General features: G+C 34.9%; 18 protein-coding genes. 6 read left to right on the top strand and 12 right to left on the bottom strand.

The annotated features are described in order from the left end of the window. Positions 1 to 16 precede the first annotated feature (16 nt). From tyrS to JYK00_RS06065, 12 genes are all read right to left on the bottom strand, one after another. Complete coding sequence (gene tyrS / locus JYK00_RS06120) at positions 17 to 1,213, bottom strand: tyrosine--tRNA ligase (protein WP_207566040.1); 1,197 nt, start codon at positions 1,211 to 1,213, stop codon at positions 17 to 19. A 50-nt stretch (positions 1,214 to 1,263) separates the two neighbouring features. Further along, the gene (gene secG / locus JYK00_RS06115) at positions 1,264 to 1,494 is read right to left on the bottom strand and encodes a preprotein translocase subunit SecG (RefSeq protein WP_207566039.1); all 231 of its coding nucleotides are present in this window, start codon (positions 1,492 to 1,494) and stop codon (positions 1,264 to 1,266) included. Positions 1,495 to 1,571: 77 nt separating this feature from the next. Continuing rightward, the gene (locus tag JYK00_RS06110; RefSeq protein WP_207566038.1) at positions 1,572 to 3,371 is read right to left on the bottom strand and encodes a TIGR03960 family B12-binding radical SAM protein; all 1,800 of its coding nucleotides are present in this window, start codon (positions 3,369 to 3,371) and stop codon (positions 1,572 to 1,574) included. 24 nt (positions 3,372 to 3,395) lie between these two features. Then, positions 3,396 to 4,490: a THUMP domain-containing class I SAM-dependent RNA methyltransferase gene (locus tag JYK00_RS06105; protein WP_207566037.1), complete on the bottom strand. Its 1,095-nt coding sequence runs from the start codon at positions 4,488 to 4,490 to the stop codon at positions 3,396 to 3,398. Beyond that, entirely contained in the window at positions 4,487 to 4,807 is a 321-nt protein-coding gene (locus JYK00_RS06100; RefSeq protein WP_207566036.1) for a DUF190 domain-containing protein, read from the bottom strand. The genes JYK00_RS06105 and JYK00_RS06100 overlap by 4 nt, the downstream gene beginning before the upstream one ends. Beyond that, positions 4,804 to 5,181: a fluoride efflux transporter CrcB gene (gene crcB / locus JYK00_RS06095; RefSeq protein ID WP_207566035.1), complete on the bottom strand. Its 378-nt coding sequence runs from the start codon at positions 5,179 to 5,181 to the stop codon at positions 4,804 to 4,806. The genes JYK00_RS06100 and crcB overlap by 4 nt, the downstream gene beginning before the upstream one ends. Further along, on the bottom strand, positions 5,178 to 5,660 hold the full coding sequence (locus tag JYK00_RS06090) for a hypothetical protein (protein WP_207566034.1): 483 nt from the start codon (positions 5,658 to 5,660) through the stop codon (positions 5,178 to 5,180). Before JYK00_RS06090 ends, crcB begins: the two co-directional genes overlap by 4 nt. A gap of 10 nt (positions 5,661 to 5,670) precedes the next feature. Further along, a complete protein-coding gene (rdgB, locus tag JYK00_RS06085; protein WP_228288127.1) occupies positions 5,671 to 6,246 on the bottom strand; it encodes an RdgB/HAM1 family non-canonical purine NTP pyrophosphatase in 576 nt (191 codons plus the stop codon). A gap of 49 nt (positions 6,247 to 6,295) precedes the next feature. After that, on the bottom strand, positions 6,296 to 6,754 hold the full coding sequence (locus JYK00_RS06080; RefSeq protein ID WP_207566032.1) for a 23S rRNA (pseudouridine(1915)-N(3))-methyltransferase RlmH: 459 nt from the start codon (positions 6,752 to 6,754) through the stop codon (positions 6,296 to 6,298). After that, complete coding sequence (locus JYK00_RS06075; RefSeq protein WP_207566031.1) at positions 6,751 to 7,287, bottom strand: DUF501 domain-containing protein; 537 nt, start codon at positions 7,285 to 7,287, stop codon at positions 6,751 to 6,753. Before JYK00_RS06075 ends, JYK00_RS06080 begins: the two co-directional genes overlap by 4 nt. Then, positions 7,260 to 8,075 carry a 50S ribosomal protein L11 methyltransferase gene (locus tag JYK00_RS06070; protein ID WP_407701728.1) on the bottom strand — a complete coding sequence of 272 codons (816 nt, stop codon included), beginning with the start codon at positions 8,073 to 8,075 and terminating at the stop codon, positions 7,260 to 7,262. Before JYK00_RS06070 ends, JYK00_RS06075 begins: the two co-directional genes overlap by 28 nt. Then, positions 8,068 to 8,889: a LysM peptidoglycan-binding domain-containing protein gene (locus tag JYK00_RS06065; RefSeq protein WP_207566030.1), complete on the bottom strand. Its 822-nt coding sequence runs from the start codon at positions 8,887 to 8,889 to the stop codon at positions 8,068 to 8,070. The genes JYK00_RS06070 and JYK00_RS06065 overlap by 8 nt, the downstream gene beginning before the upstream one ends. Before the next feature lie 222 nt (positions 8,890 to 9,111). Here JYK00_RS06065 and atoD point away from each other — a divergent pair, with 222 nt between their 5' ends. The 6 genes from atoD to kamA are packed head-to-tail and all read left to right on the top strand — an operon-like array spanning position 9,112 to position 13,949. After that, complete coding sequence (gene atoD / locus JYK00_RS06060) at positions 9,112 to 9,756, top strand: acetate CoA-transferase subunit alpha (protein ID WP_207566029.1); 645 nt, start codon at positions 9,112 to 9,114, stop codon at positions 9,754 to 9,756. Positions 9,757 to 9,760: 4 nt separating this feature from the next. Beyond that, a complete protein-coding gene (locus tag JYK00_RS06055; protein WP_207566028.1) occupies positions 9,761 to 10,408 on the top strand; it encodes a 3-oxoacid CoA-transferase subunit B in 648 nt (215 codons plus the stop codon). Positions 10,409 to 10,420: 12 nt separating this feature from the next. Beyond that, complete coding sequence (gene kal, locus JYK00_RS06050) at positions 10,421 to 10,804, top strand: 3-aminobutyryl-CoA ammonia lyase (RefSeq protein ID WP_207566027.1); 384 nt, start codon at positions 10,421 to 10,423, stop codon at positions 10,802 to 10,804. Between the two features lie 5 nt (positions 10,805 to 10,809). Continuing rightward, positions 10,810 to 11,625 (top strand): 3-keto-5-aminohexanoate cleavage enzyme, encoded by an 816-nt coding sequence (kce, locus tag JYK00_RS06045; protein WP_207566026.1) that lies wholly within the window; start codon positions 10,810 to 10,812, stop codon positions 11,623 to 11,625. A gap of 5 nt (positions 11,626 to 11,630) precedes the next feature. Continuing rightward, on the top strand, positions 11,631 to 12,674 hold the full coding sequence (gene kdd, locus JYK00_RS06040) for an L-erythro-3,5-diaminohexanoate dehydrogenase (RefSeq protein ID WP_323128241.1): 1,044 nt from the start codon (positions 11,631 to 11,633) through the stop codon (positions 12,672 to 12,674). 12 nt (positions 12,675 to 12,686) lie between these two features. Continuing rightward, complete coding sequence (gene kamA / locus JYK00_RS06035; protein WP_207566025.1) at positions 12,687 to 13,949, top strand: lysine 2,3-aminomutase; 1,263 nt, start codon at positions 12,687 to 12,689, stop codon at positions 13,947 to 13,949. Positions 13,950 to 13,951: the final 2 nt, after the last annotated feature.

Here is a 13,951-nt window from a genome sequence, read left to right as displayed (position 1 = left end):
TCTATAAGAAAATTTCCTATTTATCGGCAATTACCTTATAAAACTTTCGTTTTCCTATTCTTAACACATGTTCACTTTTTATAGATACAAAGCTTTTGAATCCTTCTAATCTTCTCCCATCAAAATAAACTCCACCTTGATTTACTGTTCTTTTTATTTCACTTCTGCTTGGTAAAAGGTTCAAATGGTCAATTAAATCTACTATGTTGTATTCTCCTTCCTTTATTCTATATTCCGGCATATTCTCAGGTAATTCTTTTTTTCTAAAAACAGAAATAAACTCGTTTTCCGCATCTCTGGCAATCTGCTCATTGTAAAAATATTTGACTAACTCATAAGCTAATCTCATTTTAACATCTCTTGGGTTTATTTCGCCGGATTTCATTTTACGATCATATTCCATTATTTCAGGTTCTGGTATATCAGTGAGAAGGTTCATATACTTTATTATAAGGTTATCTGGAATTGACATTATTTTACCATACATTTCTTGAGGATTATCAGTAAACCCTACATAATTTCCATAACTCTTACTCATTTTCAATTTTCCATCTGTTCCTTCAATTATAGGCATAGTCATTACTATCTGAGGTTTTAGGCCATGTTCTTCCTGAATTTTTCTTCCAACCAAAAAATTAAATAGCTGATCAGTCCCTCCAAGTTCCACATCAGCTTTTATTGCCACTGAATCATATGCCTGAGCAAGAGGATACAAAAATTCAGCTATACTTATTGGGGTACCCTCTTTCAAACGTTTTGAAAAATCATCGCGTTCCAGCATTCTTGCAACAGTATATTTGCCAGCAAGCTTTACAACATCAGCAAAATTCATTTTATCCAGCCATTCACCATTAAATCTTATTTCTGTTTTTTCATTATCCAGAATTTTAAATGCTTGCTCAGCATAAGTCTTTGCATTTTCCCTAACCTCATCCTCGCTCAACATTGGACGCGTTGTATTACGCCCGGATGGATCACCTATACGAGCTGTAAAATCGCCTATTATAAGAATAACGTGATGCCCAAGCTCTTGAAATTCCTTAAGTTTTCTTAACACCACAGCATGTCCCAAATGGAGGTCCGGTCTTGAAGGATCAACACCTAACTTTATACGGAGAGGTCTTCCTTCTTTTAATCTTTCAAGAAGCTCTTCTTCGGAAATAAGATCAACTACATTTTTTTTCAAAACTTGCAACTGTTGTTCTGGAAGCAATTACACCACCCCATAATAAAATTATAAATAAATCAGAGCCAGACTGAAAGTTACCTTGATATGAAAAAAGCTGTTAATAAACTTGAAACAAAAAACAAAACACCGAAAACAACCGTCAACTTACCACCGGCATCCAGACCTTTTTCTCTACCAAACACTGTGTTCAAAGCACCTGAACCAAAGGCTCCTCCAAGCTCAGCAAATTTCCCCATTTGCTTGAGAGAAAGAAAAATTAATATAGCACTAATCAAAGTATGGATAATTAGCATAACTGTTGCCATTAAAACACCTCCAAAACTTATTTTCCTTCCTCAATTCAAAGCTTATTATAACACATTCCCATTTTAGTTGCAAACTATTACTGAGTTTTTTTGTTTTTTTTCAGCGTATTTCTTACTTTGTAAATCTGACATACTCCACAAAATGTACAAACATCCCATCTACAATCATGTGTTAAAGTTCCACGATTATAATTTTCATACTCTTTCCACAAGAAAGCTTTGTTAACCCCAGAATCAATATGATCCCATGGTAAATCTTCTTTAAAATTAAAAGGTCCTTCATAATCCTCATAATTAACTTTTGCAATATGAAAAGCATTCAACCAATCATCAAAATTGAAAAACTCACTCCATTCATCAAAAAATGCCTTTTTGTATTTTACCATTATAACATCAAAAAGCTTTCTATCGCCTCTTGAAAGTAATGCTTCTATATAGCTTTTTTTCCCATTATTAATATCTATTTTAGCAAATTTCCTATATGGCTTAAGTATTTCAAAAACATAACGCATATAATCTGGTTTTTTTACTTTTGCAAATTGAAGAGGTGTGTGTGGTTTAGGAACAAGTAAATTTACAGAAGCTACAACATTTTTAAAACCTACTTTCTTTACTTCTCTTAAAATATTACCTATTTCTTTTATATCTTCATCTGTTTCATCAGGAAAACCTACCATAAAATAAAGTTTTATTCTACTCCATCCTGCCTCTTTTGCTCCCTCAACACTCTTAAATATATCTTCCAGTGAAATGTTCTTATTGATTCTATTTCTCATTAACTGACTTCCGGCTTCCGGCGCCAGAGTTATACCAGTTTTTCTAATCGAAGCTATTTTTGACATTATTCTTACACTAAACGCATCTGCCCTTGTAGAAGGTATAGATACTGAAATCCTGTTTTCTTCAGCGTAAGGAAGAATTGCTTCAATTACCTGCACTATTTGAGAATGATCCATAGTTGAGAGCGATAGAAAGGAAAGTTCTTCGTATCCTGTTACTTTTAACATATTTTGGGCATAGCTTACTATATTTTCAGCACTTCTTTCTCGAACAGGTCTATAAATATAACCCGCCTGGCAAAATCGACACCCTCTCGTGCATCCACGACTAATTTCCACAACTGCTCTATCATGAACACTTTCCACATTTGGCAAAGTTTTTTTAACTGGAACAGATCCATTATCAAGATCATCTATAACATTTCGCCTGATCTTTTTTGGTACACTTGTTAATGGAACTATTTTTTTTCCTTTTTGTTCATAAAAGATCGGCACATAAACCCCTTTTATCTTTGCAGCAAGCTCAAGTCTCTTGAAACGATTTTCTCCACGTGTTTCATACAGAACTCTTGCCAATTCTCCTATATTCTCTTCAGCATCTCCTATATAAATTATGTCAAAAGCACGAGAAATAGGTTCAGGATTAAACACACAGGGGCCACCTGCTATCACTATGGGATCTTTATCATTTCTTTCCTCAGCTTTTAAAGGCAACTCCGAAAGTTCTAATACCTTGAAGATATTAGTGTATGACAACTCATATTCTACTGATATACCAATTGCATCCATTTGCTTTAAAGGAGTTTTTGTTTCAAGTGTATATAGCGGAACATTGTTCTTAATCATTAAATCTATCATATCAACCCACGGAAGAAAAGCTCTTTCAGCATACACAAAGTTAAAAGAATTTAAGATATGATACAAAATTTCAAGACCATAATGGGACATCCCAATTTCGTAAACATCTGGAAATACAAGGGCAAATCTAAGTTTTTCCTTTTTATCTTTGATATAAGAATTATATTCCCCTCCAATATATCTGGCAGGTTTTCTAACTTTATGAAGATTTTCACTTATAAACTTCAGAATAGTGTTCATAACTCCCTCCCAAACTTTTATTATCTAATAAAACATATAATACCATATCCAGAGTCCGCTATTTTGAAATCTAAATTTTTTAGTTGCCCTAATTCCTAATTTCTTTTCAAAGTCTTTCTCTGGAGATAAAATGTAAATTTTTGCTTCTGGAAATTTTTTCCACAAAATATTTAACCTTTTTATGAAACCTGGTTCAAGTTGTAATCTTGAACCATAAGGAGGGTTAGTGATTATATAAACATTATCATCCCGTCCCGGAATGTTATCAAAACTTGATTGAAAAAACCTTATAAAATCCACTCCTGCATTCCTGGCATTTTCATTGGCGACATTTAAAACTTTTTTATCTATATCGTAACCCCTGATATCCTGACCTGAATATTGTTGACAATAAGACACTCTTAATATTTCTCGGGTTTTATTCCAGCTCTCTTTAAACACAGACCAATTCTGTGAAACAAAATCTCTTCGCAATCCCGGCAGCATTTTATTGGAAAGTAAAGCGGCTTCTATTAAAATTGTACCACTACCGCAAAAAGGATCTATAAGAGGTATTTCTTTTTTCCATCTGGACAATATAACTAATCCCGCAGCAATTGTCTCTCTGAGCGGCGCCTTTGAAGCTTTTTTTCTATATCCACGCTTATTTAGTCCATTCTTTCCAGTTGTATCTAAAAATATCTGTAAAACATTGTTTTTTATTATTATTCTAATAGGATATATCTTCTCTTTGCGTTTGGAGCTTAAGTACATTGGACTAAGTTTTTTATAAATTGCTGCCTTTACCACAGATGCTATAGCACCTTTGGCTGAAACAACGGAATTTCTTGTGACAATATCACTCACAACTATGAGACCATCTTTGTCAATTATGCTTTTCCAATCTGTATTATAAGTAACCTCAAACAGTTCATCAAAGGTTTTTACTTCATGTTCAACTATCAACCACAGAACTCGTTCAGCTGAACGAAGTAATAAATTCAACTCAGGAACATCTTTAACCTCTGCATCTATCAGTATTCTCCCGGAAGTAGAGCTTATAATCTTATAGTTTAACTCTTTTAGCTCAAGAGCTACAGCCCCTTCAAGCCCTGCAGTGCAAGTTAAGAGTAACTTCATCTTTCTTTTTTCTCCATATAAAAAGCATTCACAGGATAAGTGACAATCAACCCATCAAAATCTAAACTTTTAACTATATTAAGAAATTCGGACACCTTCTCATCTTCATCAACAATTTCTACAGTGATTGGTAGATCCTCTGAAAGTGTAAAAAAATCACTCCTGTGAATGTGTCTTTTTTTTCCATATCCCAGAATTCCTTTGCAAACAGTTACTCCTCTTATTCCGTTTTTATATGCTAACTCTACTATATATTCTGCTAATGTTTTTCCGTGTATTCTATCTTTCTCTCCAAGATAAATTTTTAAAAGTTTCAAATCCCTTTCCCCCTTCCAAAAATCATCCCAAAATACGCAGAAAAAAACGCTAAAACAATATTAAAAGCAAAGTATATAAAAGCTCTTTGAGGTGCCTTCATAAAAAGTGTTAAAGTTTCATAAGTAAAGGTGGAAAATGTAGTGAAGGCTCCAAGAAAACCTGTTCCAAAAAACAAAATAACATTTTGAGAAATCTCAACGCGCTCGATAGAAGAGAACATAATAAAACTCAGTAAAAAAGCTCCAATTGAATTGACAATTATCGTCCCCCAGGGAATCAGGCTAAATACAAGAGATTCATTAATAACCTTAGATAGAATATACCTGACCAGTGCACCAAGGGCGCCTCCTATACCGATAAGCAAAAATTTCAACGTATACCACTCCTGTGTCCTAAGAACCTCTCAAAAATTATATAAGACTTTGTATCCACAGTTATTCCCTTATCCTTCTCTGCCTGAATATAATTCACCCCGTTTTTATAAACTAACACACCCAAAATTGATTTTTTAGACAAATTGCTCCCCACGATAATCTGAGCTTTCCTGAACAAATATTTGGACATATACGCCGTTTTATCAAAACAAATAAAAAAATCAGCTTTTTCTAAATAATTTTCCGCTATGCCTACTGCATTTCCAACAAGTATATTTATGAAAATATTTTCAACATTAATTTGCCCAACATCATCATTTTTTATTATATCTTTCACTGAATTATTTCTATAAAATATTACTTTTTCATTATCATACACAAGCGCATAAGAAATATCCCCGATATCTGGAGATGTCGTAACAACAATATCTGGATCAAATTCCTCGATAAGCCATGGATTCCCCAGCAAAACTCTCAATTTTTCACCTTCAATAAATTTTATTTATCATTCTAAAAAGTTTTCTAACAGCTCTACTTCTATGACTTATTTCGTCTTTAACTTTAGAAGGCATTTCACCAAATGTAATATCATAACCTTCTGGTATAAAAATTGGATCATAACCAAAACCATTATTTCCCATTATTTTTTCAGCGATCCTACCTTCAATTACCCCTTCAGCCGATAGGAGTATTCCTTGTTCAGGGTCAAAAAAAGTTGCCACACATACAAAACGAGCATTACGCCTTGAGCAAGATTTAAGTTTTTCAAGAATTGCCAACATTTTTTCTTTATAACTTTTCCCTTCTAAAAATCTGGCACTTTTAACCCCGGGAAAGCCGCCAAGTGAGTCTATTACAAGTCCAGAGTCATCCGCTACAACGGGGAGATTGAGAATTGTTCCATAATAATACGCCTTCTTTATAGAATTCTCAAAAAAACTTTCACCATCTTCTTCCACTAGAACTTTTTTTGGAACAACTTCAAGCTGCACATCTATGGTATGAAGTATTCTTCTTATCTCCTCTACTTTATGTAAGTTAGTGGTTGCAACATAAATTTTCACTATTGCTCGTCCCTCCCGATTACCAGAAATTAATTGATTTTCATTTTCTCTAATAATGATATTTTTCATTCATAATAATTTTAAACCCTCTGAAAATTTGTTCAAGTAAAATGAGTAAAGCAAGCTCATGTGTAAAAGTTAAGTCTGAAAGCGAAATTCTCCTTTTTGCCTGGTCTCTTAACAATTCGCTCACACCTAAAGGACCACCTATAACAAACGTCATATTACCTTTCAAACGGTCAGTTTCTATCATTCTTGCAAATTGTTCGCTCGTTACTTTTTCACCATGTAAATCCAGCAGTATAAAATCGGCTTTTCCAATAGCGTTCAAAATATTTTGAGCTTCTTTATTCAATATTGTTTTACTGTCCATTACATTTAAATCCCCCCCAAGTTTAGTATATATTATTTCCAGTTTTGCAAAACGTTTCAAACGCTTTATATAGAAATCCACTGCACTTTTTAAATGTTTTGAAAGTTTTCCTGGAACTATTATTTTTATTTTCACATTAAATCCTCCTGAATCAAACGCCGGCAATAAATATTTTCGCATTCAATTTTCTTCAGTAAATTTATAACTTCTTTCCCCACCGGGTTATTTATACCTGCCAAAAAATCAGCGGTGTGTAAATGCAGGCATTTTACTTTTGTCCAGTCTTTTAATCCACCTGTTCCCACTTTGTTCAGTACTTCTTTCCATATGGTATTACCAAATTCTTTTGTAAGCAATTCAGCTCTTTCCTTTTTCACTTTTTCATGGGCTGAAAACAATTGCTTTTTAAATTCTAAATTTGTTTGAATTTTTTCCTCAAGCACTTTTACTAAACCTTTTTCCTCAAGTTTTGATATTTCTTTTCTTAAAAATGGGCAGGTTAAATAATGTAGAGTTGGAAAAGGTTTATTATCTTTTAATGGAAGGCTCTTAACAACTACCGGATAACCATATGAACAAACAACTATTACTTGATAAATATTTTCAGCTTCTCTTCCAAGCTGTATTTGAGCTATTTTTATTAAAACTTTATCACTAAAGCGTTCCATTCATTTTTCCTCCGGTGTTCTACAACTTTTTGCTGCGTAAATAAATCAACTTTTGAATCCACTATTCCAGAGAATATCACTTTTCCATTAAAATTTAAGAAATCTTTCACCTGTTCAAGAACTTTCAAAAGGATCTCTGCAATTATGTTGGAAATAATCAAATCAAACTTGCCGGTGACATTTGAAAAAAGATCTGATTGCCTTATTTCAATGTCAACTCCATTCTTTTTCGCATTTTCTTTTGCAACTTCGACTGCTAACGGGTCGTTATCCACAGCCACTACTCTGCCTGCTCCCATTTTTTTTGCAAGTATAGATAATATCCCACTGCCACATCCAAGATCCAGAACAACATCACCTGGCTTTAAATACTTTCTTAGCAATTCAGCCGCAAGCTTTGTGGTATCGTGCAGACCAGTTCCAAATGCCAAACCAGGAGTAAGTTTAATCACAATGCCAGACGTGTTAATTTCGTGAAAATCAGGATCTATCCATACACCGTCAATAAATTCAAATGGTTCTCTAATTATATTCTTTATCCACTCATCACTTGAGGTAACACGATTTTCTACAAAATCAGCGTACTTTAGAAGTTTTTGCACCAGAACGTCTAAAATTCTTTGTTCTTTTGAAACAAGGACAAGGAAAATTCCTTCAAAATTATCTATAAAATAATAATTAAAAAACTCTTCGTCAAAAAGAGTTTCTTCAATCTTTTCTAACTCCTCTTTTGATTTTAACCTCAAAACTTTTTCATAAAAAACCTTAGAAACGCTCAAATTATTCACCACCGAGATTTACCGTTCCTTCACGTAACACATATATTCTGTTGCTTGGAGGTAGATAAACAAATGGATTGGTATGTTTTCCTTTTATTCTAACTTCAAAATGAACATGTGGTCCTGTGCTAATACCAGTAGAACCTACACGCCCAAGAAGCTCTCCTTTTGACACTTTTTGCCCTTTGTACACTGAAACCTTAGACATATGTCCGTAAACTATATCATATTTTCCATAGGATACGACAACAGCCAATCCATAACCACCATATTCACCCGCAAGTTTTACAACTCCATCGGTGCCAGAAAATATAGGCGTACCCTCAGGCGCACTTATATCAACACCTGTGTGGAAAGACTTACGTTTGTAAATCGGGTGCACCCTCCAGCCATAATTAGATGAAATTACACCATATATTGGCCACATAAACATATTGCCATTAACGTTGAAGGCCAACCCTATTCCATCAAGTGCCACAAATAACTTTTGACCTACATATATAAAATCACTCTTTAAATTGTTTACCTTTTTTATATACGATACAGTCGTGAAAAACCTCTTTGATATATCATAAAGAGTGTCTCCTTGTTTAACTTCATATAAAATTCCAGGAGGTTGTGGAATTTTTAATAATTGACCTATTTTCAACTTATAAGGGTCAACATCATTCCAATCAAGGATTATTGATGGTGATACAGAAAAACGCTGAGAAATTAGATAAAGTGTATCCCCCGGTTTGACATAATAATTAATTACAAAATAATTACCAAAACCGTAAAGTGTTACCACAGCTAATGCAAATACAATAAATAGCTTCTTCATCTTCACACTCCTTTATTATGCGTATGAGGACGACGATATTTTAACATAAATTACTCCTTTTTTGCAAATGTTATCTTAAAAATGCGCATAAAAGATTTAAAATAAAATAGGATTTATTGTTCAAGTTTAAACATTTTTATCCATCAAAAACGAGTTTTGCAAGTCAATAACTTTTCTGTTAACATTGTGATAGCAAGCTTCTATTTATAAGGAGGAAAAAGCATGAAGATTATTGAGTCCAGTGAAATAATCGACTTTATGGAAAACGGTGATATTTTAATGGTGGGAGGTTTTCTTGGCGTAGGCACCCCAGAATCTTTGATAGATGCTCTTTGTGATTCAGAAATAAAAGATCTCACTTTGATAGCAAATGATACCGCTTTTCCTGAAAGGGGGATTGGGAAACTTATCGTAAAACAAAAAATAAAAAAAGCGATTGTTTCCCACATTGGTACAAACCCTGAAACTCAAAAACAAATGATAGAAGGATTATTAGAGGTTGAGCTTGTCCCACAGGGTACACTTGCAGAACGCATTCGAGCAGCCGGGTATGGATTGGGAGGAATACTAACACCCACAGGTGTTGGAACAATCGTTGAAAAAGGAAAACAAATTATTGAAATAAATAACCAAAAGTACCTGCTGGAACTTCCATTAAAAGCTAAAATCGCCTTAATAAAAGCCAAAAAAGCGGATTATTATGGAAATCTTGTGTATTCTTTAACAGCACGTAATTTTAACCCAATAATGGCAATGGCTGCTGACATAGTCATTGCAGAAGTGGAAGAAATAGTTCCTGTTGGTAGTATTGCACCTGATGAAATTATAACTCCCGGTGTTCTAATTGATTATATTGTAAGGAGTTGATAATATGGAAGAGAAAAAAAGAATAGCCAGAAGAGTTGCAAAAGAACTGAAAGACGGTTACCTTGTTAATTTAGGAATAGGTCTTCCTACGTTAGTTGCGAATTATATACCTGAAAATGTGAAAATATTTTTCCAGTCCGAAAACGGAATTCTTGGAATGGGACCCGAACCCATTCCAGGCATGGAAAATAAAGATTTAACTAACGCTGGTAGTGGCTTTGTCACAGCTTTGCCAGGAGCAATGGTATTTGATAGTGCTTTTTCATTCGGCCTTATAAGAGGGAAACACCTTGATGTAACAGTTTTGGGAGGACTTCAAGTTGACCAGAAAGGAAGACTTGCAAACTGGATGATTCCAGGGAAAATGATACCTGGAATGGGTGGAGCAATGGATTTAGTTACTGGCGCAAAAAGAGTTATAGTTGCCATGACGCATACAGCAAAAGGAAAACCTAAAATTGTGAAAGAATGTATTTTACCACTAACTTCTATACGGAAAGTCGACTTGATTGTAACTGAACTTGCAGTGATAGAACCTACAGAAAATGGTTTATTACTAAAAGAAATATACAAAGGCACTTCTGTAGAAGAAGTTTTGTCTTTAACTGAAGCTGAATTAATAATCCTGGATGAAATTAAAACATTTGAATAAAGGAGGTTTACTATGAAAGCACTGATTCGAGTTAGAATGAGCACTGCTGATGCACATTATGGGGGAAATCTCGTTGATGGAGCAAAAATTCTCCAGCTTTTTGGAGACGTTGCAACAGAACTTTTAATAAGACATGACGGAGACGAAGGACTATTTAGAGCATATGATAATATAGAATTTTTGGCACCAGTTTATGCTGGAGACTTTATAGAAGTAACCGGTGAAATAGTGGAGGTTGGTAGAACCTCCAGAAAAATGGTATTTGAAGCAAAAAAAGTTATCACTGCAAGACCTGATATAAATGACAGTGCCGCAGAGGTTTTAGAAAAACCTATCATAGTTTGTAAAGCAAGCGGCACCTGCGTGGTACCTCTTGAAAAACAAAGAAAGAGGTGAAAGATATGGAAAAATTAATAATAACTGTTGCTGTAACAGGTGCCGAAGTAACAAAGGAAAAACAACCGAATCTTCCTGTAACTCCCGATGAAATCGCCGAAGAAGTTTATAAATGCTATCTTGCTGGTGCTTCAATCGCTCACATACACGCAAGATTGGCAGATGGAACTCCTACCCAATCTTATGAAATATACAAAGAGATAAAGGAAAAAATAGAAAAAAAATGTAATATAATCTTTCAACCTTCTACAGGAGGGGCCACATGGCATACATTTGAAGAAAGAATGCAACCTCTTTTAACAAATCCTGAAATGGCCACATTATCTGCTGGAACATGTAACTTTGGAAATGATGTTTTCATGAATCCAGAAGAATATATAGAAAAGTTTGCAATTGAGATGAAAAAAAGAAACATAAAGCCGGAAATAGAAGTGTTCGAAAGAGGTATGATAGAAAACGCTCTAAAACTTGTGAAAAAGGGGATTCTGGAACTTCCCTTACATTTCGATTTTGTAATGGGAGTACCTGGAGCAATACCTGGTGATGTTTCTGATCTTGTCTATTTAGTCTCAAAAATCCCGGAAAATTGTACGTGGAGCGTGGCAGGAATTGGAAAATATGAACTTCCTTTAGCTGTTCACGCAATAGCAATGGGCGGGCATGTACGTGTAGGTTTTGAAGACAACATCTATTACAAAAAAGGAGAACTTGCCAGCTCAAACGCTCAACTTGTCGAGAGGATAGTAAGAATTGCAAAAGAGTTAGGACGTGAAATAGCAACTCCTGATGAAGCAAGAAAAATTCTAAATATAAAGAGGTGATAAAATTGCAAAAAATTGAAAAGGGATGTCCATACGGAACTCATCGTGTAATTGAACCGAAAGGTTCCCTGCCACAATCTGCTTACAAAATAGATAATTCTATGGAAATCTTTTCAAACGAAATATTAATAGATGTGTTAACTTTGAACGTTGATTCCGCCAGTTTTACACAAATAAGGGATTCGTGTAATGACGACATTAAATGTATTGAACAAACTATTTTCTCTATTGTTAAAGAAAGAGGAAAATTGCAAAATCCGGTTACAGGAAGTGGCGGAATGTTAATAGGCATTGTAGCGGAAATAGGAAAAGATATACAGGACAAAAACTTAAACGTCGGTGATAAAATTGCAACTCTTGTTTCACTTTCACTTACACCGTTGAAAATAGAAAGGATAAAAAACATCAATCTGGGTACTGACCAGGTTGATATCGAGGGAAAGGCTATTCTCTTTGAAACAGGCATATACGCAAAGTTACCTGATGATATTCCCGAAAAATTAGCACTAGCCGTCTTAGATGTAGCTGGTGCTCCAGCACAGGTAAACAAACTTGTAAAACCCGGAATGACAGTTTCAATAATTGGTGGAGGCGGAAAATCAGGAGTATTATGCGCTTATCAGGCAATGAAAAACGTTGGGAAAGATGGAAAAGTTATAGTTATAGAATATTCAGAGGAAAATGCTAAAAAAATCAAAGAATTAGAACTTGCTCATGAAGTAATCGTTGCAGATGCAACTAAACCCATGGAAATTTATCAGAAAATAAACGACATAACAAATGGATCTTTGTGTGACGTCACCATAAATAACGTAAATGTGCCGGGAACAGAAATGGCTTCAATATTAATAACTAAAGATGAAGGGATAATATACTTTTTCAGCATGGCTACTTCTTTTACCCGCGCAGCACTTGGAGCTGAAGGCATAGGAAAGGATGTAATGATGATCATAGGAAACGGTTATACAAAAGGTCATGCAGAACTCAGTCTAAATATTTTAAGAGAATCACAAAAAATCCGAAAATTATTCGAGGAAAAATATTGTTAAGGAGGAAATAACATGAGACATTTTAAGGATATTCCATTATGGAAAAACGTAACTGACGAGGAATGGAACGATTGGAGATGGCAACTGCGAAACAGAATAATGGATGTTGATACGTTAAAACAGGTCATTAATTTAACACCTGAAGAAGAAAACGGAATAAGGCATAGTTTAAAAACACTGAGAATGGCTATTACCCCGTATTACGCCTCTTTAATGGACCCTGATAATCCAAAATGTCCAATAAGACGCCAGGCTGTTCCAACTGTAAAAGAACTGGAAGTTTCTGCATGGGATATGGTAGACCCACTTCACGAAGATGAAGACTCTCCTGTACCAGGTTTGACACACAGGTACCCGGATAGAGTTCTTTTCTTGATTACTGATATGTGTTCAATGTACTGCAGGCATTGCACCAGACGGAGATTTGCAGGTCAACATGATAAAAGTCGCAGTAAAAAAGAAATAGATGATGCCATAGAATATATAAAAGAAACCCCAGAAGTTCGTGACGTGCTCCTTTCTGGAGGAGACGCTTTACTTGTTGGAAAAGATATGCTGGAATACATATTGAAAGAATTGAGAAATATTCCGCATGTTGAAATCATAAGAATTGGTACAAGAGCCCCGGTAGTGTTACCGCAAATTATAACTGAAGAATTAGTAAACATGCTAAAAAAATACCACCCAATCTGGATAAACACTCATTTTAACCATCCAGAAGAAATTACACCGGAAAGCAGTAAAGCATGTGAAATGCTGGCTGATGCCGGAATTCCTCTTGGAAATCAAAGTGTCCTGCTTAGGGGAGTCAATGACAGCCCCTATATAATGCTGGAACTTGTCCATAAACTTGTGAAAATTCGTGTAAGGCCTTATTATCTATATCAATGTGATCTATCCCAGGGAATCGCCCATTTTAGAACTTCTATTGGAAAAGGATTACGAATAATAGAAAGCTTAATAGGGCATACTTCAGGTTTCTGCGTGCCAACTTTTGTTGTGGATGCACCTGGAGGTGGTGGGAAAATAAGGTTAATGCCAGAATATATGGTATCTTATTCTGATAAAACCGTGATTTTAAGAAACTATGAAGGTGTTATAGTTGCCTATCACGAACCTGACGATACTGAAAGTGATGTTGATGATAGCAAGTATAGAGAGAAATACAAGCTCACAGGAATCGCTGCTTTGTACGAAGGAAAAAGCATAACCATAGAGCCTGCCCAGCTTGCAAGACGCGAGAGAATCAAAAAATGGAGAGAAAAAAAGGAGTGAGA

Origin of the sequence: Thermosipho ferrireducens (genome assembly GCF_017358165.1) — a bacterium.
Taxonomy (GTDB): Bacteria; Thermotogota; Thermotogae; order Thermotogales; family Fervidobacteriaceae; genus Thermosipho_B; species Thermosipho_B ferrireducens.
The sequence above is the reverse complement of the archived record's forward strand: the minus strand, read 5'-3'. Positions and strand labels throughout refer to the sequence as shown.